Origin of the sequence: Enterobacter sp. T2 (genome assembly GCF_010692925.1) — a bacterium.
GTDB classification, from domain to species: domain Bacteria; phylum Pseudomonadota; class Gammaproteobacteria; order Enterobacterales; family Enterobacteriaceae; genus Enterobacter; species Enterobacter kobei.
On the sequence record NZ_CP048736.1, the window covers coordinates 1,915,676 to 1,942,429 of the forward strand.

Below are 26,754 nucleotides of genomic sequence, written 5' to 3' on the forward strand. Positions count from 1 at the left end.
ATGACAGCTATCTATAAGGACGCGGGACGTCCCGTGCACGAGCGCGTCGCCGATTTACTGGCGCGTATGACCCCGGAAGAGAAGTTCGCCCAGATGCATGCCTACTGGCTGATCCTCGACGAAAACGGTAACCACCGCGAGCGAAGCGATCTGAGCGACGAATTCGCCGGTGTGAGCGAGCAGGCGTCGCTCGGGGAACGGCTAAAACTGGGCGTCGGGCAGATCACCCGCCCGCTGGGCACCCATATTGTTGACGCAAAAACCGGCGTGCGCGCGGCGAACCGCCTGCAACGTATGATGATGGAAGAGACCCGTCTCGGCATTCCTGCGCTGTTCCACGAGGAGTGTCTGGTAGGACTGCTATGCAAAGACGCAACGCTGTTCCCGTCCTCGCTGAATTACGGTTCCACCTGGAACCCTGAACTTGTGCAGCGTGCAGCAGAGCAGATTGGCAAAGAGGCGCGCTCTGTGGGCTGCCAGCAGGGGCTGGCCCCGGTACTGGACGTTTCCCGCGACGTGCGCTGGGGCCGCACCGAAGAGACCTTCGGGGAAGATCCGTGGCTGGTGGGGGTGATGGCGACGGCATACGTCAAAGGGTTGCAGAGCGATAAGCGCGATCTGCTGGCGACGCTTAAGCATTACGTGGGTCACTCGTTCAGCGAAGGGGCGCGCAACCATGCTCCGGTCCACCTGGGCTTTAGCGAGCTGAACGACACCTTCCTGCTGCCGTTTGAAATGGCGGTCAAGCTGGCCAATGCCGGTTCGGTGATGCCCGCCTATCATGACATTGATAATCAGCCGGGACACAGTGACAGCTTCCTGTTGACCACCGTGTTGCGTGAGCAGTGGGGTTTCGACGGCATCATTGTCGCGGATTATGGCGGCGTCAGCCTGCTGCATCAGCACCATGGCATTTCCCACGATGCGGCGGAATCGGCCGCACTGGCATTTAACGCCGGGCTTGATGTTGAACTGCCGAAAGATGACTGCGCACGACACCTCGCAGAGGCCGTTGAGCGTGGGCTGATTTCCATGGACAAAGTCGATGAAATCGTGGGGCGCGTGCTGACCGAAAAATTCCGGCTGGGGCTGTTTGAACACCCGTATGCCGACGAAAACGGGATCGATCTGCAAAACGAGGCAACCCGCCAGGTCGCGCGGGACGTGGCGACGCAATCTGTCACGCTTCTGGAAAACAACGGCATTTTGCCCCTCGGTGGAAAACCGCGCGTGGCGCTGGTGGGCCCGACCGCAGACGATCCGCTGGCCCTGCTCAGCGGCTACAGTTTCCCGGTTCACCTGATTATCAGCGATATGGTGGAGGAGACTTCGCAGGTGACGACTCCGCGCGCGGCGCTGGAACATTACCTGGGCACAGCGAACGTGCGCTACGCCAAAGGGTGTCACATTATCGAAAAACGCATGGCGGGTGCACCTGTCTTCCCTGGCGACAGCGGCGGTAAACCGATGCAGCAGTCACCGGTTTCGCAGAGTACCGCCTTGATCCCCGAGGCGGTAAACGCTGCGCAGCAGAGTGATGTGGTGGTGGCCTGCGTCGGCGACCTCGCAGGGCTGTTCCAGAGCGGCACGGTAGGGGAAGGCTCCGATACCGACTCGCTAAACCTGCCCGGCGTGCAGCAACAGCTACTGGACGCGCTGGTGGCAACCGGAAAACCGGTCATCGTTGTCATGACCGGCGGGCGTCCCTACAACCTGCAGGGGCTGGAGGATAAGGTCGCGGCGTTGATGATGGCATGGGCGCCAGGGCAGGAAGGTGGCTGGGCGATTGCGGACGTGCTAACCGGTCGCGCCGAGCCGCAGGGGCGCCTGGTGGTGAGCGTGCCGAAAAGCGCCGGCGCGATGCCGTATTACTACAATCACAAGCTGAAAAGCGGCGGGACGCCGTTCGCGTTCCACTTCGGTGCACGTTATCCGTTTGGTTTCGGTCTCGGCTGGACGCAGTTTAGCTGGGGAGCCGCGAAGGTAGAGGCATCGAGCGTGCCAGTCGACGGCGAGGTGGTCATCAGTCTGGATGTCACCAATAACGGCGAACGCAGCGGCAGCGAAGTGGTGCAGGTTTACGTCAGGGATAAGGTCGCCACGCAGGTACGACCGCTCCATGAGCTGAAGGCCTTCCAGCGCGTCACGCTCTCGCCGGGGGAGACCGCCACGCTGAACTTTACGCTGCCGGTGGAGATGTTTAACTTCACCCGTCGTGATGGCAAGCGCATTGTTGAGCCGGGTGAGTTTGAACTGCAGATTGGCGCATCGTCGGCGGACATCCGTGAGATCGTGTCGGTCAACGTCACCGGGGAGACGCGGGTTGTACCTGCTGAATGGCGGATGATCAGTACCTGTGAAGTGGCACGCGCGTAGTCAGGATAAAAAAAAGCCCATCGTGGGAGATGGGCAAAGACTACACACAGCAATTCGTTGTTTCACTCAGGGGATTTCCATGCTTATAAATCAAGGTGTTGATCTATAACCGTGAGCTAATAGTAGGCATGTGCGCTTTTAGCGTCGATCAGATTCGTCTCAATAGTTAAAGAGAAGTAAAGATTTCTTGAGGTTTATAGCAGACTTACTGTTGAAAGGGCGGGTCTGACCAGTGTACAACGAATAAATACTTTAGCAGTGTTTAAGTATTATGGGGAAGAATGTAGGCCGGGTAAGCGTTAGCGCCACCCGGCAACAAAACTTAATGCGTGTTCTTCTCTTCCAGCTCTTCCAGTTCGCCCAGAATCACGTCCGGGTCAGTTTCCGGCGGTGGAATTTCATGCACCCAGGCGGAGAACAGACGCCAGGTCACGGCGAGCAGTACCGGGCCAATAAACAGGCCAATCATTCCGAAGGCAATCAACCCACCGATCACCCCGGAGAGGATCAGAATCAGCGGCAGGTCTGCGCCCATGCGGATGAGGATGGGGCGAATCACGTTATCCATGGTGCCGACCACGCAGCTCCACACCAGCAGAACCGTTCCCCACGTGGTGTCACCTGTCCAGTAAAGCCAGATAATGCTGGGAACCAGCACCAGTAAGGGGCCCAGTTGCGCAAGACAGGTCATCAGCATGACAACGGTAAAGACGGTCGCGTACGGGACACCGGAAATCGCCAGGCCGATACCGCCCAGCACCGCCTGTACCAGGGCCGTTACCACCACGCCAAGCGCCACGGCGCGCACGGCCTGTGCCGCCAGCAGCACGGCGGCATCGCCGCGTTTGCCCGCCAGTCGGGTGGCAAAGTGACGAACGCCTAACGCCACCTGCTCGCCGCGCCAGTAGAGCAGGGCGCTGAACAGCAGCATCAGAGTACAGTGCATCATAAAGCGACCAATATGGGCCGCCTGACCCACAAACCAGGTGGTGGTGGTGCCAATATACGGACGCACTTTCGCCATCAGCGCGCTGCCGCCCATCTCCAGCAGGCTGTGCCAGCCGCTATAGAGTTTGGCACCCACAACAGGGATGCTGTTCAGCCAGGCGAGATCCGGCAGCGTCAAATCGCCACTGGTAACGGCACGAATCACCGGACCACTGGAGTCCACCAGGCTATTAACCAGCAAGGCAATCGGAATAATAAACAGCAGGAACAACAGTAGCGTCATCACCAGTACGGCGAGACCGCGACGGCCGAACAGCAGTTTCTGCAAACGCAGCAGCAAAGGCCAGGTAGCCACCACAACGGTTCCGGCCCAGGCGAAGCCGAGAATAAAGGGTTGAACGATCCACAAGCAGGCAATAATCATGAGGGCCAGGAACAGCACCGACAGCAAAATTTGCGCAACATCCCTGGGCTGGCGAACATTGACCATAAATAAAACTTTCCTTAAAAGAACGCCAGTATGGCTGGCGGGAACGGAAAACCGCGTCTCTCTAATCATTAATGATCTCAGCGGTTTTTGACAGGCGGATTTTGCCCGTAATTCTACGAAGCACATAAGAAAAAAATGTGATAAAACTTTCCAGACACAACGCAAACGATTTCACATTACTCTAATTAGGGTCGACAGTAATGATCCCACAGATTTCTCAGGCACCTGGCGTCGTTCAACTGGTGCTTAATTTTTTGCAGGCACTGGAGCAACAGGGTTTTACAGGTGATACCGCCACGAACTATGCCGACAGGCTGACGATGGCCACCGATAACAGTATCTACCAGCTTCTTCCCGATGCCGTCGTTTTCCCTCGTTCAACCGCCGACGTGGCGCTGATTGCCCGGCTGGCCACGCAAGAGCGGTTCGCCTCTCTGGTCTTTACGCCGCGTGGCGGCGGCACCGGGACCAATGGTCAGGCGCTGAACCAGGGCATTATTATTGACATGTCGCGCTATATGAACCGCATCATTGAGATCAATCCTGAAGAGGGATGGGTGCGCGTTGAAGCGGGCGTCATCAAAGATCAGCTAAATCAGTATCTCAAGCCTTACGGTTACTTCTTCGCGCCGGAACTCTCCACCAGTAACCGTGCGACCCTTGGGGGCATGATCAATACCGATGCGTCCGGTCAGGGGTCGCTGGTCTACGGAAAAACCTCCGATCACGTGCTGGGCGTGCGTGCGGTTCTGCTGGGTGGCGATATTCTTGATACCCAGCCGATGCCGGTCGAACTGGCGGAAACGCTGGGTAAAGACAACACCACCATCGGGCGTGTTTATCGCACGGTGCTGGAGCGCTGTCGTGACAACCGCCAGCTGATCCTCGATAAATTCCCCAAACTGAACCGCTTCTTAACGGGCTACGACTTGCGTCACGTCTTTAACGACGATCTGACGCAGTTCGATTTAACCCGGGTGTTGACCGGCTCTGAAGGCACGCTGGCGTTTATCACCGAGGCGCGGCTGGATATCACCCGTTTACCGAAGGTGCGTCGTCTGGTGAACGTCAAATATGACTCCTTCGACTCCGCGCTGCGTAATGCACCGTTTATGGTTGAGGCGCAGGCGCTGTCGGTAGAAACCGTCGACTCTACAGTGCTGAATCTGGCGCGGGAGGACATTGTCTGGCACTCCGTGCGGGAGCTGATTACCGACGTGCCGGATAAAGAGATGCTGGGTCTCAATATCGTGGAGTTTGCTGGCGATGACGCGGAACTGATTGAGAGCCAGGTGACGACGCTCTGCCAGCGTCTGGATGATCTTATTGCGCAGGGTGAAGGCGGCGTGATTGGCTGGCAGCTCTGTAACGATCTGGCCGGTATTGAGCGTATCTATGCGATGCGCAAAAAAGCCGTGGGCCTGCTCGGTAATGCAAAAGGCGCAGCGAAGCCGATTCCGTTTGCCGAAGACACCTGCGTGCCGCCTGAGCATCTGGCGGATTATATCGTTGAGTTTCGCGCGTTGCTGGACAGCCACGGCCTGAGCTACGGCATGTTCGGCCACGTCGATGCCGGGGTGCTGCACGTGCGCCCGGCGCTGGACATGTGCGACCCGCAGCAGGAGATCCTGATGAAGCAGATCTCTGACGATGTGGTGGCCTTGACCGCCAAATATGGCGGTCTGCTGTGGGGGGAGCACGGGAAAGGGTTCCGCGCGGAATACAGCCCGGCCTTCTTCGGCGAACAGCTCTATGCGGAATTACGCAAGGTCAAAGCGGCCTTCGACCCGCATAACCGCCTCAATCCCGGAAAGATCTGCCCGCCTGAAGGCGTGGATGCGCCAATGCTGCAGGTGGATGCCGTAAAACGCGGGACTTACGACAGGCAGATCCCAATTGCGGTACGAGCCTCCTGGCGCGGCGCGTTGGAGTGTAACGGCAATGGCCTGTGCTTTAACTTCGATGTGAAAAGCCCGATGTGCCCGTCGATGAAAATCACCAGCAACCGTATCCATTCTCCAAAAGGGCGGGCGACCCTGGTGCGCGAATGGCTGCGCCTGCTGGCCGATCGCGGCGTTGATCCGCTCAGGCTGGAGCAGCAGATACCGGAAAAACGGGCCAGCCTGCGCTCGCTGATTGAGCGCACCCGCAATAGCTGGCATGCCAGTAAGGGCGAGTATGATTTCTCCCATGAGGTGAAAGAGGCGATGTCCGGCTGTCTGGCCTGTAAAGCCTGTTCGACGCAATGCCCGATTAAGATCGATGTGCCGGAGTTCCGCTCGCGCTTCCTGAAGCTCTACCACACGCGCTATCTGCGCCCGGTGAGAGACCATCTGGTGGCAACCGTGGAAAGTTACGCACCGCTGATGGCGCGCGCGCCTAAGACCTTTAACTTCTTTATCAACCAGCCGCTGGTGCGCAAGCTCTCCGAAAAGCATATCGGTATGGTCGATCTGCCGCTGCTGTCGGTGCCGTCTCTGCAGCGCCAGCTTGTCGGGCATCGCTCGGCAAACATGACCCTGGAACAGCTTGAGGCGCTCACCCTTGAGCAAAAAGCGAATGTCGTGCTGGTGGTGCAGGATCCGTTCACCAGCTACTACGACGCCCAGGTGGTCGCGGACTTCATCCGCCTGACCGAAAAACTGGGGTATCAGCCCGTGGTTCTGCCGTTCTCGCCCAACGGCAAGGCGCAGCACATTAAAGGCTTCCTGACGCGTTTTGCGAAGACCGCGCGGAAAACCGCTGACTTCTTAAACCGTGTGGCGCAACTGGGTATACCCATGGTCGGCGTCGATCCGGCGCTGGTGCTTTGCTATCGCGATGAATATAAACAGACGCTGGGTGATAAGCGCGGAGAATTCCACGTCATGCTGGTGCATGAGTGGCTGCCGTCAGCCCTGGAAGCGCGCGCGATTCAGGATGTCAGCGGTGAACCATGGTATCTGTTCGGCCACTGCACGGAAGTGACGGCGCTGCCCGGCGCTCCGGCGCAGTGGGCATCCATTTTTGCCCGGTTCGGGGCGAAGCTGGAGAGCGTTAACGTGGGCTGCTGTGGGATGGCCGGTACGTACGGTCATGAAGTGAAAAACCACGCCAACTCGCTCGGCATCTATGAGCTGTCCTGGCACCAGGCCATGCAGCGTTTGCCGCGAAACCGCTGTCTGGCGACGGGCTACTCCTGCCGCAGCCAGGTGAAACGGGTAGAAGGTAACGGCGTACGCCACCCATTACAGGCTTTACTGGAGATAATTGGATGATCTGGAAACGTGCCGTCACGCTGCAGGCGCTGAATGCCATGGGCGAGGGGAATATGGTTGGGCTGCTGGATATCCAGTTTACCCGCATTGGCGACGATGATATTGAGGCCACAATGCCTGTCGATCATCGGACTCATCAGCCGTTTGGTTTATTGCACGGCGGTGCGTCCGTCGTGCTGGCCGAAACGCTGGGCTCGGTTGCAGGGTATCTCTGCACCGAAGGTGAGCAGAAGGTCGTCGGGCTTGAGGTGAATGCCAACCACATTCGCTCAGTGCGCAGCGGACGCGTACGGGGTATTTGCCGCGCGCTCCATGCCGGCAGCCGTCACCAGGTGTGGCAGATTGATATCCTCGATGAGCAGGATCGCCTCTGCTGCTCGTCGCGTCTGACGACGGCGGTCGTGTAAAGTTTTCAGATGAATTGCCTTTGGTCAAAAACTAGCCAGCAGGTTGTGATATACTGGCCAGGATTTGTACATAAGCGAGGACATCATGGATACTGAAATAACCCCAACACAGCTGGCAATTGAATATTTACGTCGCGATAAGAGCAACCTGTCTCCGGCGCAGTACCTGAAAAAGCTGAAACAGCTTGAGCTGGAATTTACAGATTTGCTGGCGCTCTCTTCAAATGAACTGAAAGAAGAGATCTACTTTGCCTGGCGGTTGGGCGTTCACGTCCATTGAGTGAGTGTTGTTGAAAAGGCCGCAATTGCGGCCTTTTTTGTGCCTGACATTCAGTATCTGGCAGGAAGTTTGTTGATTTTAAGCAGACGGCCTTCTTCCATTTCGATAAACCCGCCGGTTTTTAAATCGGCCAGAATGCGCATGACCCCGCTTCGGGAGAGCTGGGTTTTCTCCCTGATATACCTTTCCGCCGTCACGCTGCCGCGATAGCTATCATCTTCCTCCATCAGCTTTATGAGCTGCTGGCGAATCATCTCATACGCCGTCGGTGCCCCCTGAGGCATCACGTTGTTATAAAGACGGCTATAAACAAACATGAGCTGTTTTGAAAGCAGCCCCCACAAGGCCTTTTCTTTGATGATGTCATTAACCCGCTCGGCGGTGAGCGTGCCTATGAGGCAAGGGCTTACGGTCTTGAGGTAGTCATTAAAATAAATGTCGGTCAGATTCGCGAGGCCGAAGAGGGCGGGGCTGCGGGCCGTGGAGAGCATCATATCGTCGCTTCTTCTGTAGATAGCGACCGTTCCCTCAAGAATTAAATAGCACATTCCCTGACCATCGATCTGAAGGTCAAGTCGCTCGCCGCGAGCGGTTTGTCGTGTCGTACAGTCAGGCAGTAAGTGAGAAATAAGCTCTTGCGCGTAGGGTGAGCCACGTTGAGACGTTTCTGGAAGGGACATGGTCGCTGCTAACCTTTAAATAAACCTGGCTAAGTATAGCGTCTATCGTCTCTGGCGGCACGGCGGCGGTCAATATTTTCGTGGCAGATGATGAATGTCGAGCAACACGCCACGCTCCATGGTGATGTACTTCCCGGTGCGCAGTTCCGAGAGGATACGCATAATTCCGCTGCGCGAAAGATAGGTCCGGCTTTTGATGTAGGCTGCCGCCGTCGTATTTAACCGGATTGCGTCGGGTTCCTGCATCAGTTCTACAAGCTGGAAGCGGATAATATCGTAGGCCGACATTTGCGATATTTGCGCGCAGTGTTCGTAGACCCGCGAGGCGGTATAAATAAGCAGCTTAGAAAAGTGCTCCCATAAATTATGTTGCGACACAATTTGATTGAAGCTCTCCAGCGGCACGCGGGCGATCTCTGCGGTCTCCAGCGCCCGGACATACAGGTGCTCAGAGGAAAACTGACTGCTGACACCGAGAATAAAAGGAGTAGATTCAGAGTTTAAAACAATGCCGTCGCCGCGCCGATGAAGCGCCACGCTCCCCTGGAGAAGCAGAAAGCATTGCCGAATATCATCTTTATAATAATGTACCGTTTCGCCACGGCCGATGATCATTCTGTTGGCCACAGGCAAAACATGTTTAATCAGCGTGTCTATATCGGCGAACGGTTTTAAATCCAGAACTGAGGACTGGTGATTATTCAGTTGGGTGGTTAAACGCGTATTCATAAGATACCTCACAGCGACGCTTTGTATGATCAATTTTTGATCTGCGAAGGGAATTATCTTAAAAATGAAGAACTCAGGGAATATTCCCCGCAGGTCTAAAAGTAGACCGGGGGATCTCAGGAGTCTAACGTTCTGAATCACAGGAGAAAGTGTGTCGGGTCTACAATTAGACTCGCTCACTATTCGATAATTTTCTGCTGTGATAAATGTTGTTTTTTCGTTAAATCACAGTCTACAGCTAGACCATCAAAAAGTTGTTTTCAGGAAAATGATTATATAAATTTTATCCAGTCAGTCAGAAAGACCTTATGCCATCGATTGGGAAATAAAAGAATGTTAACTGGTTCTTTTATCGGCTTTCTGCTACGTGAATTTCAATAATAAATAAAGTTATCCAGTAAACAGGAACATGATGATTATGAAAAAGAATATTATTTTAGCAATGGTAGCGGCAGGTTCCGCCTTAATGATGGGCAATGCCTTTGCGGCTGCGGGCACCGTAAACTTTAATGGCAACATCCTGGATTCAGCCTGCGATGTTGCGGTGGCCTCTCAAAACCAGGTGGTGGTATTAGGTGATTATTATAAAACAGAATTTCCAACCACCGGTTCAAGAACGGCGGCAACGAAATTCAATATTATTCTGAAGAATTGTCCGGTAACCGTGACCAGTGCCAAAGTCCGTTTTGACGGCACGCCCGATATGACCAATACGGATCTGCTGGCGATTGATACGTCCGTCGCCGGTGCCGCAACCGGGGTTGCCATCAATTTGATGACTGCTGATAAAGCTGACCTGCCGCTGCATAGCAGCAATAGCTACAACTATTCGTTAAGCAGCAGTGCTGACAATACGTTGGATTTCTATGCGCAGTATATTTCAACGGCAGCAGCGGTAACATCCGGTCCTGCAAACTCCGTCGCTAACTTCTCTGTTGTTTATAACTAATTACTCAGCAGCAAAAAGTCCGCTCCGCAAGGTGTTGTGTGGGGGCAGTCATTGCCCCCTTGTATCAAGAGGTTCAAAATGAATGTTATTAGCAAAGCCCTGCTGAGCGCGGCTGTTATTATGGCGTCGCTGTCACAGGCTTCTGCCGGGGTTATTATTGGCGGTACCCGCGTTATTTTTGATGGTGGAAAAAAAGAAGCCTCCATCAGCATCAATAATGCGGATGAAGCCCCTTACTTAATCCAGTCCTGGATTGAGATGCCAGAAGGTAATGCTAATAAAGCGCCTTTTATCATCACCCCACCGCTCTACAGGCTTAACGGTGGTCAGCAGAATATTGAACGTATTTTGCTCACCGGCTCGTTGCCGCAAGATAAGGAAAGTCTGTTCTGGCTGAACATTAAAGCGATACCGTCAGCCACGAAACAGGTTAATTCATTGCAGATTGCCGTGAAGACACGCATCAAGCTTATTTATCGTCCGGAAAAGCTGAAGGCGTCAACGCCGGAGGATCAGGTAAATAAATTAACCTGGTCCCGCAGCGGAAATAAAATCCAGGTCTCTAATCCTACACCCTATGTCATTAACTTTAATGACATAAACGTCGGGGGTAAAAAACTGGAGGAGGCCTCCTGGGTGGCGCCGGGCGCAGTGGCTGCATTTAGCTTACCGCCCGGTATTTCTGGCAATCAGATCCAGTTCAGCGTGATTAACGATTATGGCAGCCCGGGAATAAGACATCAGGCCAGTTTTTAATAGTTGAAAAACGGGCGCTCTCATTAGTGGGTCAGGTTTATGATGATGGCAACGAAAAATATAAAAATGCAACCCGCGCGTCTGGCTGTTTATATCACCTTCGCGCTGACGCATGCTGTATCTGTGGCGCATGCCCGGGAAACCTTTAACGCCGAGCTGGTGGAGCTGGATAATCCCGGGATGGCAAAAGCCGATTTATCTGCGTTTGAATCCGGTTCGCAGGCACCAGGGAAATACCATGTTGATATCATTCTTGACGACCAGCTTATTGAGACGGGCGATATTGATTTTATTGCAGGCAACGATGAGAAGGGAAATGACAGCCTGTTGCCTTGCCTGAGTATTGCACAGCTAAAAAGCTGGGGCGTCAAAACCGCACTGTTCCCCGGCCTGACGAGCGAAACGACATCCTGTGTCAACCTGCAGGCAATCCCGCATGCCAGTTCCGATTTTCAGTTCAGCGCGCAGCGGCTGGTCATCAGTATTCCTCAGGCCGCGATCGATCTGCCTGCACGAGGGTATGTTTCGCCGGAACAATGGGATGAAGGGATCACCGCCGCGATGCTCAACTACAGCCTGAGCGGGGCGAACAGCCGGGCAAAACAGGCCGGCAATAAGAATAGTAACAGTCAATACGCCAACTTACGCCCGGGCATTAACGTTGGGCCGTGGCGGCTGCGCAACTACACCACCTGGTCGCGGGATGAGGCGGGCCAGGACACGTGGGATACCGTCTACACCTACGCACAGCGGGCCATTATCCCGCTCAACGCACAGCTCACCCTGGGGGATAGCGCCGCGCCCGCAGACGTGTTCGACAGTATGCCGTTTCGCGGCGGGCAACTGGCTTCCGACGACGACATGCTGCCGGATTCGCTGAAAGGTTATGCACCCGTGGTTCGCGGTATCGCGCGGACCAATGCCCAGGTGGTGGTGCGGCAAAATGGCTATCAGATTTATCAGACCTATGTTGCGCCTGGTGCATTTGAAATTACGGATATGTACCCCACGGGCGGCGCGGGCGATCTGGATGTCACCATTAAGGAAGCTGACGGCAGTGAGCAACATTTCACTCTACCGTATGCCTCGTTGCCGGTATTACAGCGCGAGGGGCGCCTGAAATATGCGGTGACCGGGGGCCAGTACCGCTCTTATAACCATAACGTTGAGAAGACGCCGTTTGGGCAAATCACCGGGATCTATGGTCTTTCGCGGGGCGTCACGCTCTACGGTGGGTTGCAGGCGTCGAGCAAATACCAGTCTGTCGCAGCCGGGCTCGGGAAAAACATGGGCGATTTGGGTGCGATTTCTGCGGACGTGACCCAGGCCTGGTCCACCCCGCAGGACGGCAAAAAATCCAACGGGCAATCCTGGCGCGCGCGTTACAGCAAGAACTTTGTGGGGACCGGAACCCAGTTTTCGATTGCAGGCTACCGCTACTCGACCCGCGGTTACTACGGCATGCAGGAGATCCTCGATTCCTGGGGTGACAGCACTGCGCTTCAGGACCGGCGTCGCAACCGGGCCGAACTGACGATGAGCCAGACGTTAGGCAACAATCTGGGTTCGCTGACCCTGAGCGCGGCCCGTGAAGACTACTGGAATTCGGGTAAAACGATGGCGTCATACAGCCTGGGTTACAACAACTACTGGCACAACATCAGTTACGGACTGACCTGGACTTACAGTAAAAACGGCAGTGCGGGTTCTTATGATGGTAATAAACGATACGACAGCGATCGGCTCGTGGCTTTCAACGTCAGTATTCCCCTTGAGAAATTTTTGCCGCAAACCTGGGCTAACTATGGCGTGAGCGCCAGTCAGCATAACGGCACCACACACAACATCGGTCTCAACGGGGTGGCGCTGGAAAACCATGCGCTGAACTGGAACGTGCAGCAGGGGTACGGGTCGGATGGCGTGGGCTACACGGGCAACCTGAATGGTGATTATAAAGGAACCTACGCTGAACTGACGGCGGGCTACAGCTATGACAAAAACAGCGAGCGCCTTAACTATGGCCTGCAGGGAGGCGTTCTCGCTCACCGGGAAGGGATCACCTTCTCACAGCCTCTCGGTGAGACCAATGTGCTGGTTAGCGCCCCGGGTGCGCACGATGTTGATATCCGTAATCAGGCGGGGGTCAAAACGGATTACCGGGGCTATACGGTGGTCAGTAACCTCTCCGTTTACCGTAAGAATGAGATCGCCCTTGCTCCGGAAAGTATGCCGTATGATGTTGAGCTGGAGATTAATACCCGCACAGTGACCCCGACGCGTGGCGCGATCGTGGTGGCTGATTATCAAGCGAAGGTGGGGCGCCGGGTGTTGTTTAACTTAACGCATAACGGCCATTTTGTTCCCTTCGGTGCAATGGCGAGCCTGAACGGTGTCGATAACAGCAGCGTTATTGTTGGCGATAAAGGACAGGTCTATCTCACCGGTCTGGATGCGCGGGGAACGGTCGTTGTGACCTGGGGTACGGAAAGCGACCAGCAATGCCGCGCACCGTTCGTCCTCCCTCCGCCATCATCGGCAGGCGGAATTACCGAACTCAACGTCAATTGTCTTTAGGGTTTTTTAAAATGCGCTTAATTACGATGATATGTCTGCTGTGTATCGCAGCAGGCTGGAGCAGTGCCCATGCAGGCACCTGCACGACGATTACGCCCCAGGAATCTACGTTGTCCATCGGCACCATTACGGTGCAGCGCGATGTGGCCGTTGGTACCGTTTTATTTTCGCGTAATGCGTCAATCACCAGCGCCTATTTAACGGGATGCACGAGTCCGGTAATGCTGGGATTTAGCATGCGATATCTGAATGCAACCCAGAGCGCTTTCGGAAATCACGTCTATGACACAAACGTGAGTGGAATTGGTATTCGTTTTTCATCTGGGGGATATTTTGAAAATCCGACCAATACCTTTTCCTATACCGCGCAGGCCAGCTATGTCGAATGGTGGGGCGGTAAAATAGAACTTATCGTGACCGGACCGGTCGCGTCAGGTTCACTCACGCCGGGAGTACTGGGCGTGGTGATGCTGCAGGGGAGCGATGGCATTTACCGTGATGCTCTGACGACCACGCTGCTGGGGGGAACGGTTAACGTGCTGGCCTGCAGCATCACCACCCCGCAGCTGACGTTCCCTATCGGCGATATTTCTGCGGCGACGTTTGGCTCGACGGTGGGCACCACACCGGCGGGCGCCCGGAATACGCAAAATCTTGGACTTAACTGCGATCCTGGCGCCAACGTGAATGTTTCTATCAGCGGTATTCAGAACCCGGACGTTGCGACGACGAGCGTGCTGGCACTTACAGGGCAAGGGAATACCGGCACGGCGAAAGGGGTTGGCGTTCAGTTGCTCTATAACGGCACGCCGCTGGCGTTAAATACGCGCCTGCCATTAACCGTTGCCGCGGGCGGTCAGCAGACATTTCCGTTAACGGCGCGTTATTACCAGACAAAAACGACGGTTGAGCCCGGCACGGCCAATGCCTCTGCGACCTTAAATTTGACGTATCAGTGATGGATAAAGCGATGAATATTTTGCGCACGGCCGCGCTCGCCGCCACAGTAATAAGCAGCAATATCTTTGCGGCGGACAGCGTTAATGTCAGCGTTACCGGCAATATTATTGCCGCTCCGTGTATATTCAATGGAGGGAATGCCAGTCTGAATATTAATCTTGGCAATATACAGGCATCAAATATGGCTACGCCGGGATCTTCATCCGATCCTGTGCCCTTTAACCTGTTATTTACCCAGTGCCCGACGGGGACGCGCAGCGTGACGGTCTCCTTTACCGGCACTCCCGATCCGGATGCGGGAGCGGATTATTACATGAACAGCGGTTCAGCCACGCACGTTGCGATTGCGATGAGTGAGGCCGCGACAGGCGTGCTGAAAGGAACGGGTGCAAGCCTCACTCAACCTGTTTCAGCAGACAGAACGGCAACGATAGCCATGCTGGCATCGGTCAGATCCTTCACCGGCGGTGCGACGCCGGGGAGCATCAGTGCCGTCGTGGTCATGACGATGCAGTACAACTGATATGCTGAATATTGTGATTAAAGAGACCGACGCATTTTTCAGAGCGGGATTGCAGTGTTTTCTTGAGGATTTCTTCTTTCATAATTTCAAACATCTGCTTCACTTTGACGGCGAACTTTCTCATGAAAATGTCAGTGCCGCCGATATTATTTTTCTCTCTTTATGTCAGGGGGAAACCCTGACCTGTTATCCCGAATTACAGGCGCGGAAAAAAGGAATTGTGGTTGGGCTGGTGGATGATGAACACCGTTTCTCGACATATCCGTCCTGTTTTCAGGATATGATTTTTATCTCGCGCCGCGCGTCGCTGGACAGGATCACCGAGGCGCTGTTTATCGCATGGTACCGCACACAGCTCTCAAGTTTTCACTGGAGGAAGAGAAGCTGCAGCGAATGCCAGCATAAAATATTATCGCCACAGCAAATTCGCGTTATGGTAAGTTTTTACAAAGGATTATCGGTAGGGCAGATCGCGAATAAGCTTAAAACAAGTGATAAAACTATTTTTACCCATAAATATTTGCTGATGCAAAAATTCAACCTGCGCAGTGATTTTGAACTGGTGGCCTTGATTCACAGGATGGTGGAGAAGAATACTCCTGGAAACCGGTTGCGAGACTATCTGACTCACCATCATGGTTAACCAGTATTCCCAATAACATACCAGGGGCGCAATAGTGTCATTCATTATCGCGCCCCTGTTTCTGCGAATTACAAAACTGTTAAGCCTCTTTTCCTTACACGTTCACGGCATTGATCAACCGCGTTTTCATCGTCTGGTAAGACGACGCCGCAAAATCCTCCGCCCAGCGCTGGTCCTCAATGGCTTCCAGCGTTACCGCGCAGTACTTGGTTTCCGGCGTTTTAGAGACAGGGTCCAGGTTGTCCTGCGTTAACTCGTTGCAGGCGCCAATCCACCACTGGTAGGTCATATAGACCGCACCGGCGTTGATACGCTCACTGATGCTGGCGCGGGTGATGACCTTGCCCCTGCGTGAACGAACCCACACCAGCTGGCCGTCACGGATGCCCAGCTTATCCGCATCGGCTGGATGCATCTGTACCCGGCCAGGTTCGTCGGCCAGGCTTTGCAGCGCGGCGCAGTTCCCGGTCATTGATCGGCAGGAATAATGTCCCACTTCACGCACCGTGCAGAGCACAAGAGGGTAGTCATCATCAGGGGTTTCTGCCGGTGCGCGCCACGGTGCAGCAAAGAGCTGCCCCTTGCCGGTTGGGGTGTCGAACTGATTGTCTTTGTACAGGTATGGCGTTCCCGGATGATCCAGCGTCGGGCACGGCCACTGCACGTGGCCCATTTCGCCCATTTTTTCATAGGTCACGCCATAGAAAAGAGGGCACAACGCGCGCATCTCGTCCCAGATCTGCTGGTTATCGTCGTAGTGCATCGGATAGCCCATTTCGGTGGCGAGCAGGCTGATGATCTCCCAGTCACGCTTAACGTTGCCGCTGGCCTGAATGGCCTGGCCAAAACGCTGGAACCCCCTGTCGGCACAGGTAAAGACGCCGCCGTGTTCCCCCCAGGAGGTGGCAGGGAGCAGCACGTCAGCCACTTCCGCCGTTTTGGTCATAAAGATGTCCTGAACCACGACAAAATCGAGAGCGTCAAAACCGCTGCGGACCAGGCCGAGATCGGCTTCCGTCTGGAGCGGATCTTCCCCCATGATGTAATAGGCTTTGACCTTGCCTTCCAGCGCCAGGTGAGGCACTTCGGTAATGCGCGTCCCGACGCGATCGTCCATCTTGTTGACGTCAATTCCCCAGGCATCGGCGAACTTCTGTCTGACGGCGGGATCGGTCACATCCTGATAGCCGGGGAACATATTCGGCAGCACGCCCATGTCACAGGCACCCTGAACATTGTTTTGTCCACGCACGGGACCGACGCCGACGGCAGGACGGCCGAGATTGCCGGTCAGCAACGCCAGGCTGGAAAGTCCTTTAACCACATCCACAGCCTGACCAAACTGGGTCACGCCCATTCCCCACATCACGGTGGCGGAAGGGGCCGCCGCGAACGTACGCATTGCCTGACGAACGTCACTGGCGGAAATGCCGGTGAGGTGTTCAACCCGCTCTGGCGCATACTCTTTGACCGTCTGCCGATAGGCTTCAAGCCCTTCAGTAAAGCGTGCGACGTAGTTTTTGTCGTACAGCTCCTCTTCCAGCAGCACATAGCCAAAAGCGTTGACCAGCGCCATGTTACTGCCGTTTTTCAACTGCAGATGCTGGTCGGCAATGCGTGCCGTTTCGATGCGGCGCGGATCGCAGACGATGATTTTTGCACCGTTTTCCCGGGCTTTCAGCACGCGACGGGCGACGATAGGGTGGGAGTCTGCGCAGTTGTAGCCAAATACCAGCAGACATTTTGAGTTTTCAATATCGTTGATTGAATTACTCATTGCGCCGTTGCCAAGTGTCTCCTGTAAACCGGCCACGGAAGGGCCGTGACAAACGCGCGCGCAGCAGTCTACGTTGTTCGTGTTCAACACCGCACGGGCAAATTTTTGCATCACGTAGTTGGTTTCATTACCGGTGCCGCGTGATGAACCGGTGGTCATGATCGCGCGCGGACCGAATTGCGCTTTGATACTGCTGAGCTTGTGGGCGGTGTAGCGGATAGCCTCTTCCCAGGTCACGGGGGTGAATGCCTCTCCCTTACGATAACGGATCATCGGTTGGGTCAGGCGGGGAGTGAGCAGACGGGTGTCGTTGAGGAAGTCCCAGCCGTAAAATCCTTTCAGGCACAAGGTCCCCTGGTTTGTGACCCCCTCTGCCGCTTCGGCGCGGAGGATACGGTTATTTTCAACAACAAGGTTTAATTTGCAGCCTGCACCACAGTAAGGGCAGACGCTGGCGATTTTATTCATCAATAACAGACCTGTTAAGAAATGAAGCAAAATGACTGGTAAGCCCAGTCCCGTAAAAGGGATTAAGCAGAAACCATGCCATATTTAAAGTGCTTGTTTTACAGGGTGTTATGAGGGCGGGGACGTGTCATCGTCAAATGTTCGTCAGTTTTGACGATGACACGAGAGCAGCGGCTGGGAATTAAAGGTCGTCCATGGTGTAACCCACGACGATTTCAAGCGTCTTACGAATAACATCCGCCTGAACAACATCATGGGTGGCTTCCAGCGTCTGGATGAGCCACAGAATGATGGCTTTATTTGACAGATGGCCTTCGGAAGCCAGAACACAGCGTACTGCAGTAGAAAAAACAGCGGACTCTTCAGCAAAACGATCGCCTGCGTGACGGAAATACTCCGACAGCGCGCTTTCTAAAAAAGCAGAATGGTATTCGGGTTGAAGCTGAATATTTTGTCTCATTTGTTCTCACCGTAGCTGTTAAATTGCAGTCAATGTATTTTTTTGGGATCGGACGGTTTTCCATTTCCAAATAACGGCACTACATTGTCTCGGTTATCATTGAGAGGTCCCTCTCTTGTTATTCGTCCTTGCGCGGTTCTGCGACGTTTTAATGGGAAGCTGTTTGAGCCGATTTCGGCAATCACCTTCGCCAGTGTCTCCCGCCGCCGGGGATCCTTTTCATGTACTTTCATATCCCGCAGACGCTGTACAAGAGCCTCAGTGGTGATCGGGCCGTGCTCTTTCAACAGTGAAAGAACGGCTTCCCCAATCAACTGGTCAGTCAGCTTATCTGCGTCACTGCTATTCATAACCTTACCGTTCGAAGAGCAGACCAAGCAGCATGTGATAGTGCTCTTCCTCTTCAGGGCCATCGGCTTTTTCGAGGCGGCTTAACAGCTTGGTACAGAGCGATTTGCGATTAAGGTTTCGCCCGTCGCTCAGGATTTCAACCACAACTTGTCCCAGCGTTTCCTGTTGAGTGGGAAGCGCGGCTTTTTCGAAGTACTGTGCGATCGCTGCTGCGGAATCTGCGACGTAACCTTTCTGCTGCATGTTTCGCTCCTGTAAAATTTTGTAATCAGTAACGTTACATTTAAGGTATACACAATTTCCAAATCTGTACATAAAAAATGTACAGATTTTTAATAAAATCAGGATATATTTTATAAATTCTTTATTTTTCAATTTGTTGTGTGTTGTTCATGAAACGGTAATGTTACAGAATATATTGTACAAATTGACGAGCCACTGTTAAGTTGTACAGCGCCCCATAAATGCACCATTAACGGCCGTAAATGATTGAGATGTAAATTATTTGTCAGGCAATTAATGTGCTATAAAAAGAAGTCTCCCCACATGTTTTTGTGGTCAAACCTTAACCCCCCAGGACTCGCATGCTTACAACCATCATTTACCGCAGTCACATCTGCGAGGACGTGCCAGTGAAAGCGCTGGAAAATATGGTCGCTGCTGCAAATAGTAAAAACCGGCAATCCAGCGTCACGGGGATCTTGCTGTTCAACGGCACACATTTTTTTCAATTGCTTGAAGGGCCTGCGGAAAACGTAACGTCCATCTACGAACAGATCTGCTCTGATACGCGCCACCATAATGTGGTCGAGCTGATGCGCGATCACGGGCCTTCACGGCGTTTCGGTAAAGCGGGTATGGAACTCTTTGATTTGCGCCAGTACGACAGGGAAGAGGTGCTCCAGCAGGTGCTTGATAAAGGCACAACCCGCTACCAGTTGACCTACAACGACCGTGCGCTGCAGTTTTTCCGCACCTTTGTCGAGGCCACAGAGAAAGCCAACTATTTTGAGCTGCCGCCTGCGGATTCCTGGGATTTCGTCCCGGAAGAAACGCGCTTATCTGCGCAGCCTGAAGTCGTGGCAAAAGGGGCGGACTGTAGCTTTGCGTTTCAGCCTATCGTCGATCCTTTCATGCAGCAGGTTGTCTCCTGGGAAGCGCTTCTGCGCACTCCATCCGGTGACTCACCGGGAGCGTATTTCGCCAATCGCACGCGTGAAGAAGTGCATGCTTCTGATTTGCAAAGCAAACAGGTGGCTCTCTCCATGGCCAGCGCGCTGGGGTTACAGGATCAGACTTTATCCATCAACCTGCTGCCTATGACGCTGGTCAACGTGCCCAATGCCGTGGACTTTCTGCTCACCGCTATTGATGCAAATGGCTTTGTGCCGGAGCAAATTGTGGTGGAGTTTACCGAAAGTGAAGCCATTTCCCGTTTCGATGAGTTTACGCATTCGGTCAGACAGCTAAAAAGTGCGGGTATCAGCGTAACCATCGATCACTTCGGTGCCGGTTTTGCCGGGTTGCAGCTCCTGGCGCAATTCCAGCCGGACAGAATTAAGATTAATCGCGATCTGGTCGCGAACGTGCATAAAAGTGGCCCACGGCAGGCCATTATTCAGGCGATAATCAAATGCTGTGCCTCACTGGAAATACAGTTTTGCGCGGTGGGCGTGGAGAAGGCGGAAGAGTGGATGTGGCTGGAGTCTGCGGGCATTTCTCAGTTCCAGGGGCATCTTTTTGCCAGCCCCCGACACGGCGGTATCCCGGCTATCGCATGGCCAGAGAAAAAATACGATTTCTGACGAAGCTGTACAAAAACCTGTAGACTTGACTGTACGGCAGGCAAGATTTGTACAACAATGTATTAACAGCTGGATGGCCTTGCAGGCCATTCACCCGTGCAAAATGAGGTCTGAATTCTACAAATGGGTTGTACAATCTGATAAGGTTGGTGTAGTTAGGTATGGAAGTTCTGAGCGTGAGGGAGTTAATGGCCTATTACAGTATCGGCGAAGTGGCCGAACGATGCGGTATCAACCCCGTTACGCTGCGTGCCTGGCAGCGCCGTTATGGATTGTTGAAGCCGCAGCGCAGCGAAGGGGGTCATCGTCAGTTTGACGACGAAGATATCCTGCGTATCGAAGAGATCAAGCGCCTGATGAAAAGCGGCGTTTCGGTCGGAAAAGTAAAATCCTTGCTGGAAAATAAGGAAGTGATGACTCAGGGTAACTGGGCTTCTTTCCAGGAAGAGATGATGACCGTTCTGCGTTACGCCAGCCCGGCAAAGCTGCGCGCCAAAATCGGTGAATTCCGCCGCGATCACGCGATGGATGCGCTGATCGATAACATCATTTCACCCGTCCGTCAGCGAATGAATCAGGATCAAAACACCGTACGCCATATGGCGAGTCTGTTTGACGGTGTCCTGATTGAATTTGCGATTGCAAGCCTCGCGGAATCGCGCAAGAAAGCGGGTAAAGACGCACTGCTGATTGGCTGGGAGTGCGATGACCGTACACATCTTTGGCTTGAAGCCGCGCGTTTAGCCCAGAAAGGCTGGCATATTGACGTGCTGGCGGAACCCATTGATTCGCCGCGTCCTGAACTGTTCCCCGGGCAAAAAATCTTCGTCTGGACGGGAACATCGCCAACGCCCCGTCAACAGGAACAGCTCGATCACTGGCGTGAGCAGGGATTTAGCGTTTCATTTCACCACTGATTATCTGAGGCCTTGCGGCCTTTTTTTTGTTTTTTCTCCTTTCCAGAGCAAAAGCTATCTTAAAAATAGGCATTTCCGATGCATATTTTACGTCCCCGTTTTGCGCTTTCTCGCTGATTAAATAAGCCATTATTTTTCAAAGTATTGAACAATTACATCCATCCCGCCCGCATCTTCAGACAGGGTCTATGCTTAATAAAAGTAGACAAAAAGGGCGGTTTAGCCGAATGCCCCTGCTGACAGAGGGTTGAAGTGATAATCGTTATCACTAACATGGTGTTATGCCCTGATGGCTAATCAGATGAGGTGGACCTATGGAACTGCATTCAGAAACCTTCAATCCTGCCGATTTTGCCTGGCGTGGTTTGACGCTCACGCCTGCGGCGGCAGCGCATATCCACGAGCTGGTGGCGAAAAAGCCCGAGATCCTCGGCGTACGTTTAGGCGTTAAGCAGACCGGCTGCGCGGGCTTTGGCTACGTGCTGGATACTGTGACCGAACCCGAAAAAGATGATCTGGTCTTTGAAACCGACGGTGCAAAGCTGTACGTCGCGCTGCAGGCCATGCCGTTTATCGACGGCACGGAAGTGGATTATGTACGGGAAGGTTTAAACCAGTTATTCAAATTTCATAACCCGAAAGCCCAGAACGAATGCGGCTGCGGCGAAAGCTTTGGGGTATAGGCGGTACTATGTCTCGTAATACTGAAGCAACGAGTGATGTAAATACCTGGAGCGGCGGGCACCTTAATTATAAAGAAGGGTTCTTCACGCAGCTGCAGACCGATGAGCTGGCGAAAGGCATCAACGAAGATGTCGTGCGCGCCATCTCGGCCAAACGCAACGAACCCGAGTGGATGCTGGAGTTCCGCCTGAGCGCTTACCGTGCCTGGCTGGAGATGGAAGAACCGCACTGGCTGAAAGCCCATTATGACAAGCTGAATTATCAGGATTACAGCTACTACTCTGCGCCATCCTGCGGTAGCTGCGATGATACGTGCGCTTCGCAGCCCGGTGCAGTACAGCAGACCGGTGCGGAGAACAGCTTCCTCAGTAAAGAGGTGGAAGAGGCGTTCAATCAGCTCGGCGTCCCCGTGCGCGAGGGGAAAGAGGTCGCCGTAGACGCTATTTTTGACTCCGTTTCGGTGGCGACTACCTATCGTGAAAAGCTGGCGGAGCAGGGGATTATTTTCTGCTCCTTTGGCGAAGCGATTCATGACCATCCTGAGCTGGTGAAAAAGTACATCGGCACCGTGGTACCGAGTAACGATAATTTCTTCGCCGCGCTCAACGCGGCGGTGGCGTCGGACGGGACCTTTATCTACGTGCCGAAAGGCGTGCGCTGTCCGATGGAGCTCTCCACCTATTTCCGCATTAACGCCGAAAAAACCGGACAGTTCGAACGCACTATTCTGGTGGCGGATGAAGGCAGCTACGTCAGCTATATCGAAGGGTGCTCCGCCCCGGTACGCGACAGCTATCAGCTGCACGCGGCGGTCGTTGAAGTCATTATTCACAAAGACGCTGAGGTCAAATACTCAACGGTGCAGAACTGGTTCCCCGGCGACGGCAATACCGGTGGGATCCTGAACTTCGTCACCAAGCGTGCGCTGTGTGAAGGTGAAAACAGCAAAATGTCGTGGACGCAGTCGGAAACCGGCTCAGCCATTACCTGGAAGTACCCGAGCTGTATTCTGCGCGGGGATAACTCCATCGGTGAGTTTTATTCTGTGGCGCTGACCAGCGGACATCAGCAGGCCGATACCGGCACCAAGATGATCCACATCGGTAAAAACACCAAATCAACCATCATCTCGAAAGGGATCTCCGCCGGGCACAGCCAGAACAGCTATCGCGGGCTGGTGAAAATCATGCCAACGGCGACCAACGCCCGTAACTTCACCCAGTGTGACTCGATGCTTATCGGGGCCGACTGCGGAGCGCATACCTTCCCGTACGTCGAGTGCCGTAATAATTCAGCACAGCTGGAGCATGAGGCGACGACGTCGCGTATTGGGGAAGATCAGCTCTTCTACTGCCTGCAGCGCGGGATCAGTGAAGAAGATGCCATTTCGATGATTGTGAACGGCTTCTGTAAGGACGTGTTCTCTGAACTGCCGCTGGAATTCGCCGTTGAAGCACAAAAACTCCTCGCCATCAGTCTTGAACACAGCGTCGGTTAAGGGAAAGCACATGTTACGTATTAAAGATTTACAGGTTAGCGTGGAAGATAAAGCGATCCTGCGTGGCCTCAATTTTGACGTCAAGCCGGGTGAAGTTCACGCCATCATGGGGCCTAACGGCTCCGGGAAAAGTACGCTTTCAGCGACGCTGGCGGGACGTGAAGATTACGAAGTGACGCACGGCTCGGTCGAATTTAACGGTAAAGATCTGCTGGAGATGTCGCCGGAAGATCGCGCGGGTGAAGGTATCTTCATGGCCTTCCAGTATCCGGTCGAAATTCCGGGCGTCAGCAACCAGTTCTTCCTTCAGACGGCGCTGAATGCGGTGCGCAAGTACCGCGGACTGGAAGCCCTGGATCGCTTCGACTTCCAGGATCTGATGGAAGAGAAGATCAAACTGCTGAAAATGCCGGAAGACCTGCTGACCCGTTCGGTCAACGTTGGTTTTTCCGGTGGCGAGAAAAAGCGTAACGATATTCTGCAGATGGCGGTGCTGGAGCCACAGCTGTGCATTCTGGATGAGACCGACTCCGGTCTGGATATCGACGCCCTGAAGATTGTCGCTGACGGGGTGAACTCCCTGCGTGACGGCAAGCGTTCGTTCATTATCGTCACTCACTACCAGCGTATTCTCGACTACATCAAGCCGGATTACGTCCACGTGCTTTACCAGGGACGCATTGTGAAATCCGGTGATTTCACGCTGGTTAAACAACTGGAGGAGCAGGGTTATGGCTGGCTTACCGAACAGCAGTAATGCACTCCAGCAGTGGCACCGGCTGTTCGAGGCGCAGGGGAATCGCTCTGAGCTGGCGCAGCAGCACCTGCAGCAGATGCTGCGCCTCGGCCTGCCGACGCGTAAACATGAAAACTGGAAATATACCCCGCTAGATGGCCTGCTGAGCGGCGAGTTTGTGGCGCGTCCGGCGGCGATCGGTCCGGAGCGACGAGATGCCCTGGCGTTGACCGTGGATGCGGTACGGCTGGTCTTTGTCGACGGCGTTTATCACCCTGAACTGAGCGATGACACCCGGGAGAGCGGTTACGGGATTGTGATTAACGACGAACGCCAGAGTCTGGGCGCCCCGGTTCAGCCGGAGGTTTTCCTGCATTTGACCGAGAGCCTCGCCCGCAGCGTGACGCATATCCAGGTTAAGCGTAACCAGCGTCCGGCCAGGCCGTTGCTTCTGATGCATATCACCCAGGGCGTAGAGGGCGATGAAATCAACACCGCCCACTATCGCCACCATCTTGAACTGGCCGAAGGGGCCGACGCGACGGTGATTGAGCATTACGTGAGTCTTAATGACACCCGCCACTTTACCGGGTCGCGTCTGACGATGAACGTTGCCGCCAATGCGCAGCTCCACCACATTAAGCTGGCGTTTGAGAACCCCCAGAGCCACCACTTCGCGCATAACGATATCCTGCTGGGACCGGATGCCGCGGCGTACAGCCATAGCTTCCTGCTCGGCGGTGCGGTGCTGCGCCATAACACCAGTACCCAGCTTAACGGTGAAAATACCACGCTGCGTATCAACAGCCTGGCGATGCCGGTCAAATCAGAAGTGTGCGATACGCGCACGTGGCTTGAGCACAACAAAGGTTACTGCAACAGCCGCCAGCTGCACAAAACCATCGTCAGCGATAAAGGACGCGCGGTATTTAATGGTCTGATTAACGTCGCGCAACACGCCATCAAGACTGACGGGCAGATGACCAACAACAATCTCCTGCTGGGACGCCTGGCGGAGGTCGACACGAAGCCGCAGCTGGAGATTTACGCCGACGACGTAAAATGCAGCCACGGCGCCACGGTCGGGCGGATCGACGACGAACAGATGTTCTACCTGCGTTCCCGCGGTATCGACCAGCAGGCGGCGCAGAAAATGATTATCTATGCCTTTGCGGCGGAGCTTACGGAAGCGCTGCATGATGGCGTACTGAAGCAGCAGGTGTTGGCCCGTATTGGTCAGCGTCTGCCCGGAGGCGAAGCATGAGTTTTCCCGTAGAGAAAGTACGGGCAGATTTCCCGGTTCTGACCCGTGAAGTGAACGGTCTGCCGCTGGCTTATCTCGACAGCGCGGCCAGCGCGCAGAAACCGAATCAGGTGGTGGATGCGGAAGCCGAGTTCTACCGCCACGGTTATGCAGCGGTACATCGGGGTATTCATACCCTGAGCGCGGAAGCCACCCAGCGCATGGAGAACGTGCGCACGCAGGTGGCTGCCTTCCTCAATGCGCGCTCGCCGGAAGAGCTGGTGTTTGTGCGCGGCACCACCGAGGGGATTAACCTCGTCGCCAACAGTTGGGGTAACGCTCAGGTGCATGCCGGGGATAACATCATCATTACCCAGATGGAGCACCACGCCAATATCGTACCGTGGCAAATGCTGTGTGAGCGCGTTGGCGCGCAATTACGCGTCATCCCGTTGAACCTGGACGGAACGTTACAGCTTGAGCAGCTTGACGCCTTGCTGGACGATAAAACGCGGCTGGTGGCTGTCACCCAGGTCTCTAACGTTCTGGGTACTGAAAACCCGGTTGCGGAGATTGTCGATAAGGCCCATCAGGCCGGGGCGAAAGTGCTGATTGACGGTGCACAGGCGGTAATGCACCACGCGGTGGATGTCCAGGCGCTGGACTGCGACTTCTACGTGTTCTCAGGACACAAGCTTTATGGCCCAACCGGTATCGGCGTGCTGTATGTGAAAGAGGACATCCTGCAGGCGATGCCGCCGTGGGAGGGGGGCGGGTCAATGATCGCTACCGTTAGCCTCTCGGAAGGGACCACCTACGCCCGTGCGCCGTGGCGTTTTGAGGCGGGCACGCCCAACACCGGCGGGATCATCGGGCTGGGGGCGGCGGTGTCTTACGTTTCCGGAATTGGCCTTGATGCCATTCAGGAGTACGAACAGCTGCTGATGCATTACGCGCTGCAGGAGCTGGCCAGCGTGCCGGACCTGACCTTGTACGGGCCGGCTGACCGACAGGGTGTGATTGCCTTTAATCTGGGACAACACCACGCCTATGACGTGGGCAGCTTCCTTGATAATTACGGCGTGGCCGTGCGCACCGGGCACCACTGCGCCATGCCGCTCATGGCCTTTTACCAGGTTCCGGCAATGTGCCGCGCATCGCTGGTGATGTATAACACAATGGAAGAGGTCGACAGGCTGGTGGCGGGACTAAAACGCATTCACCAGTTGCTGGGCTGACAAAG

At 54.5% G+C, this 26,754-nt stretch carries 24 protein-coding genes and 1 other RNA gene; 17 read left to right on the forward strand and 8 right to left on the reverse strand.

The features are described 5' to 3' along the window. Complete coding sequence (locus G0034_RS09115; protein WP_179120740.1) at nt 1-2,376, forward strand: glycoside hydrolase family 3 N-terminal domain-containing protein; 2,376 nt, start codon at nt 1-3, stop codon at nt 2,374-2,376. A gap of 5 nt (nt 2,377-2,381) precedes the next feature. Here the strand turns inward: G0034_RS09115 and rprA are convergent. After that, nucleotides 2,382-2,489, reverse strand: an RNA gene (gene rprA / locus G0034_RS09120) — antisense sRNA RprA. A 209-nt stretch (nt 2,490-2,698) separates the two neighbouring features. Next, nucleotides 2,699-3,814, reverse strand: coding sequence for an AI-2E family transporter YdiK (gene ydiK / locus G0034_RS09125; protein ID WP_014883514.1), 1,116 nt, complete (start codon nt 3,812-3,814; stop codon nt 2,699-2,701). 200 nt (nt 3,815-4,014) lie between these two features. On the opposite strand from ydiK, the gene ydiJ reads away from it, so the two are divergent. The 3 genes from ydiJ to G0034_RS09140 all read left to right on the forward strand — a co-directional run bounded on the left by ydiJ (nt 4,015) and on the right by G0034_RS09140 (nt 7,758). Then, nucleotides 4,015-7,071: a D-2-hydroxyglutarate dehydrogenase YdiJ gene (gene ydiJ / locus G0034_RS09130; protein WP_179120741.1), complete on the forward strand. Its 3,057-nt coding sequence runs from the start codon at nt 4,015-4,017 to the stop codon at nt 7,069-7,071. After that, a complete protein-coding gene (menI, locus tag G0034_RS09135; RefSeq protein ID WP_014883516.1) occupies nt 7,068-7,478 on the forward strand; it encodes a 1,4-dihydroxy-2-naphthoyl-CoA hydrolase in 411 nt (136 codons plus the stop codon). The genes ydiJ and menI overlap by 4 nt, the downstream gene beginning before the upstream one ends. Nucleotides 7,479-7,563: 85 nt before the next feature. Continuing rightward, a complete protein-coding gene (locus tag G0034_RS09140) occupies nt 7,564-7,758 on the forward strand; it encodes a YdiH family protein (RefSeq protein ID WP_003857766.1) in 195 nt (64 codons plus the stop codon). A gap of 50 nt (nt 7,759-7,808) precedes the next feature. On the opposite strand, the gene G0034_RS09145 is transcribed toward G0034_RS09140, so the two are convergent. Then, nucleotides 7,809-8,438, reverse strand: a complete 630-nt coding sequence (locus G0034_RS09145) for a helix-turn-helix domain-containing protein (RefSeq protein WP_179120742.1) — start codon at nt 8,436-8,438, stop codon at nt 7,809-7,811. A gap of 69 nt (nt 8,439-8,507) precedes the next feature. After that, nucleotides 8,508-9,167, reverse strand: coding sequence for a helix-turn-helix domain-containing protein (locus G0034_RS09150; RefSeq protein WP_179120743.1), 660 nt, complete (start codon nt 9,165-9,167; stop codon nt 8,508-8,510). A gap of 418 nt (nt 9,168-9,585) precedes the next feature. On the opposite strand from G0034_RS09150, the gene G0034_RS09155 reads away from it, so the two are divergent. From G0034_RS09155 to G0034_RS09180, 6 genes are all read left to right on the forward strand, one after another. Then, complete coding sequence (locus G0034_RS09155; RefSeq protein ID WP_032645360.1) at nt 9,586-10,116, forward strand: fimbrial protein; 531 nt, start codon at nt 9,586-9,588, stop codon at nt 10,114-10,116. 78 nt (nt 10,117-10,194) lie between these two features. Further along, nucleotides 10,195-10,872, forward strand: a complete 678-nt coding sequence (locus tag G0034_RS09160) for a fimbrial biogenesis chaperone (protein ID WP_047626051.1) — start codon at nt 10,195-10,197, stop codon at nt 10,870-10,872. Between the two features lie 45 nt (nt 10,873-10,917). Beyond that, a complete protein-coding gene (locus G0034_RS09165) occupies nt 10,918-13,446 on the forward strand; it encodes a fimbria/pilus outer membrane usher protein (protein ID WP_179121318.1) in 2,529 nt (842 codons plus the stop codon). An 11-nt stretch (nt 13,447-13,457) separates the two neighbouring features. Beyond that, nucleotides 13,458-14,405: a fimbrial protein gene (locus G0034_RS09170; protein ID WP_023332795.1), complete on the forward strand. Its 948-nt coding sequence runs from the start codon at nt 13,458-13,460 to the stop codon at nt 14,403-14,405. An 11-nt stretch (nt 14,406-14,416) separates the two neighbouring features. After that, complete coding sequence (locus tag G0034_RS09175) at nt 14,417-14,929, forward strand: fimbrial protein (RefSeq protein WP_023332796.1); 513 nt, start codon at nt 14,417-14,419, stop codon at nt 14,927-14,929. 1 nt (nt 14,930) lies between these two features. Next, complete coding sequence (locus G0034_RS09180; protein WP_069601958.1) at nt 14,931-15,572, forward strand: helix-turn-helix transcriptional regulator; 642 nt, start codon at nt 14,931-14,933, stop codon at nt 15,570-15,572. A 94-nt stretch (nt 15,573-15,666) separates the two neighbouring features. On the opposite strand, the gene fdhF is transcribed toward G0034_RS09180, so the two are convergent. From fdhF to ycgZ, 4 genes are all read right to left on the reverse strand, one after another. Then, a complete protein-coding gene (gene fdhF / locus G0034_RS09185; protein WP_179120744.1) occupies nt 15,667-17,817 on the reverse strand; it encodes a formate dehydrogenase subunit alpha in 2,151 nt (716 codons plus the stop codon). A 181-nt stretch (nt 17,818-17,998) separates the two neighbouring features. Further along, nucleotides 17,999-18,277: a biofilm/acid-resistance regulator YmgB/AriR gene (locus tag G0034_RS09190; RefSeq protein ID WP_014883526.1), complete on the reverse strand. Its 279-nt coding sequence runs from the start codon at nt 18,275-18,277 to the stop codon at nt 17,999-18,001. A gap of 29 nt (nt 18,278-18,306) precedes the next feature. After that, nucleotides 18,307-18,627 carry a hypothetical protein gene (locus G0034_RS09195; RefSeq protein ID WP_032628871.1) on the reverse strand — a complete coding sequence of 107 codons (321 nt, stop codon included), beginning with the start codon at nt 18,625-18,627 and terminating at the stop codon, nt 18,307-18,309. A 4-nt stretch (nt 18,628-18,631) separates the two neighbouring features. Beyond that, nucleotides 18,632-18,871, reverse strand: coding sequence for a regulatory protein YcgZ (gene ycgZ / locus G0034_RS09200; protein ID WP_008500634.1), 240 nt, complete (start codon nt 18,869-18,871; stop codon nt 18,632-18,634). 341 nt (nt 18,872-19,212) lie between these two features. Here ycgZ and G0034_RS09205 point away from each other — a divergent pair, with 341 nt between their 5' ends. The 7 genes from G0034_RS09205 to sufS all read left to right on the forward strand — a co-directional run bounded on the left by G0034_RS09205 (nt 19,213) and on the right by sufS (nt 26,749). Then, the gene (locus tag G0034_RS09205) at nt 19,213-20,433 is read left to right on the forward strand and encodes a diguanylate phosphodiesterase (protein WP_014883528.1); all 1,221 of its coding nucleotides are present in this window, start codon (nt 19,213-19,215) and stop codon (nt 20,431-20,433) included. A 188-nt stretch (nt 20,434-20,621) separates the two neighbouring features. After that, entirely contained in the window at nt 20,622-21,350 is a 729-nt protein-coding gene (locus G0034_RS09210; RefSeq protein WP_014883529.1) for a MerR family transcriptional regulator, read from the forward strand. 314 nt (nt 21,351-21,664) lie between these two features. Continuing rightward, a complete protein-coding gene (gene sufA / locus G0034_RS09215; protein WP_008500631.1) occupies nt 21,665-22,033 on the forward strand; it encodes a Fe-S cluster assembly scaffold SufA in 369 nt (122 codons plus the stop codon). Nucleotides 22,034-22,041: 8 nt separating this feature from the next. Further along, complete coding sequence (gene sufB, locus G0034_RS09220) at nt 22,042-23,532, forward strand: Fe-S cluster assembly protein SufB (RefSeq protein ID WP_014883530.1); 1,491 nt, start codon at nt 22,042-22,044, stop codon at nt 23,530-23,532. A gap of 10 nt (nt 23,533-23,542) precedes the next feature. Next, nucleotides 23,543-24,289 carry a Fe-S cluster assembly ATPase SufC gene (gene sufC, locus G0034_RS09225; protein ID WP_014883531.1) on the forward strand — a complete coding sequence of 249 codons (747 nt, stop codon included), beginning with the start codon at nt 23,543-23,545 and terminating at the stop codon, nt 24,287-24,289. Beyond that, on the forward strand, nt 24,264-25,532 hold the full coding sequence (sufD, locus tag G0034_RS09230) for a Fe-S cluster assembly protein SufD (protein WP_014883532.1): 1,269 nt from the start codon (nt 24,264-24,266) through the stop codon (nt 25,530-25,532). The genes sufC and sufD overlap by 26 nt, the downstream gene beginning before the upstream one ends. Next, nucleotides 25,529-26,749 carry a cysteine desulfurase SufS gene (gene sufS / locus G0034_RS09235; RefSeq protein WP_014883533.1) on the forward strand — a complete coding sequence of 407 codons (1,221 nt, stop codon included), beginning with the start codon at nt 25,529-25,531 and terminating at the stop codon, nt 26,747-26,749. The genes sufD and sufS overlap by 4 nt, the downstream gene beginning before the upstream one ends. Nucleotides 26,750-26,754: the final 5 nt, after the last annotated feature.

Coding starts and splice junctions, on each gene's coding strand:
- sufA (WP_008500631.1), top strand. CDS start 21,665: ATGGAACTGCATTCAGAAACCTTCAATCCTGCCGATTTTGCCTGGCGT.
- G0034_RS09145 (WP_179120742.1), bottom strand. CDS start 8,438: ATGTCCCTTCCAGAAACGTCTCAACGTGGCTCACCCTACGCGCAAGAG.
- sufS (WP_014883533.1), top strand. CDS start 25,529: ATGAGTTTTCCCGTAGAGAAAGTACGGGCAGATTTCCCGGTTCTGACC.
- G0034_RS09115 (WP_179120740.1), top strand. CDS start 1: ATGACAGCTATCTATAAGGACGCGGGACGTCCCGTGCACGAGCGCGTC.
- ydiK (WP_014883514.1), bottom strand. CDS start 3,814: ATGGTCAATGTTCGCCAGCCCAGGGATGTTGCGCAAATTTTGCTGTCG.
- menI (WP_014883516.1), top strand. CDS start 7,068: ATGATCTGGAAACGTGCCGTCACGCTGCAGGCGCTGAATGCCATGGGC.
- G0034_RS09210 (WP_014883529.1), top strand. CDS start 20,622: ATGGCCTATTACAGTATCGGCGAAGTGGCCGAACGATGCGGTATCAAC.
- G0034_RS09160 (WP_047626051.1), top strand. CDS start 10,195: ATGAATGTTATTAGCAAAGCCCTGCTGAGCGCGGCTGTTATTATGGCG.
- ycgZ (WP_008500634.1), bottom strand. CDS start 18,871: ATGCAGCAGAAAGGTTACGTCGCAGATTCCGCAGCAGCGATCGCACAG.
- G0034_RS09165 (WP_179121318.1), top strand. CDS start 10,918: ATGGCAACGAAAAATATAAAAATGCAACCCGCGCGTCTGGCTGTTTAT.
- G0034_RS09155 (WP_032645360.1), top strand. CDS start 9,586: ATGAAAAAGAATATTATTTTAGCAATGGTAGCGGCAGGTTCCGCCTTA.
- G0034_RS09190 (WP_014883526.1), bottom strand. CDS start 18,277: ATGAGACAAAATATTCAGCTTCAACCCGAATACCATTCTGCTTTTTTA.
- sufC (WP_014883531.1), top strand. CDS start 23,543: ATGTTACGTATTAAAGATTTACAGGTTAGCGTGGAAGATAAAGCGATC.
- G0034_RS09170 (WP_023332795.1), top strand. CDS start 13,458: ATGCGCTTAATTACGATGATATGTCTGCTGTGTATCGCAGCAGGCTGG.
- G0034_RS09195 (WP_032628871.1), bottom strand. CDS start 18,627: ATGAATAGCAGTGACGCAGATAAGCTGACTGACCAGTTGATTGGGGAA.
- G0034_RS09175 (WP_023332796.1), top strand. CDS start 14,417: ATGAATATTTTGCGCACGGCCGCGCTCGCCGCCACAGTAATAAGCAGC.
- G0034_RS09150 (WP_179120743.1), bottom strand. CDS start 9,167: ATGAATACGCGTTTAACCACCCAACTGAATAATCACCAGTCCTCAGTT.
- sufD (WP_014883532.1), top strand. CDS start 24,264: ATGGCTGGCTTACCGAACAGCAGTAATGCACTCCAGCAGTGGCACCGG.
- sufB (WP_014883530.1), top strand. CDS start 22,042: ATGTCTCGTAATACTGAAGCAACGAGTGATGTAAATACCTGGAGCGGC.
- fdhF (WP_179120744.1), bottom strand. CDS start 17,817: ATGAATAAAATCGCCAGCGTCTGCCCTTACTGTGGTGCAGGCTGCAAA.
- G0034_RS09180 (WP_069601958.1), top strand. CDS start 14,931: ATGCTGAATATTGTGATTAAAGAGACCGACGCATTTTTCAGAGCGGGA.
- G0034_RS09205 (WP_014883528.1), top strand. CDS start 19,213: ATGCTTACAACCATCATTTACCGCAGTCACATCTGCGAGGACGTGCCA.
- ydiJ (WP_179120741.1), top strand. CDS start 4,015: ATGATCCCACAGATTTCTCAGGCACCTGGCGTCGTTCAACTGGTGCTT.
- G0034_RS09140 (WP_003857766.1), top strand. CDS start 7,564: ATGGATACTGAAATAACCCCAACACAGCTGGCAATTGAATATTTACGT.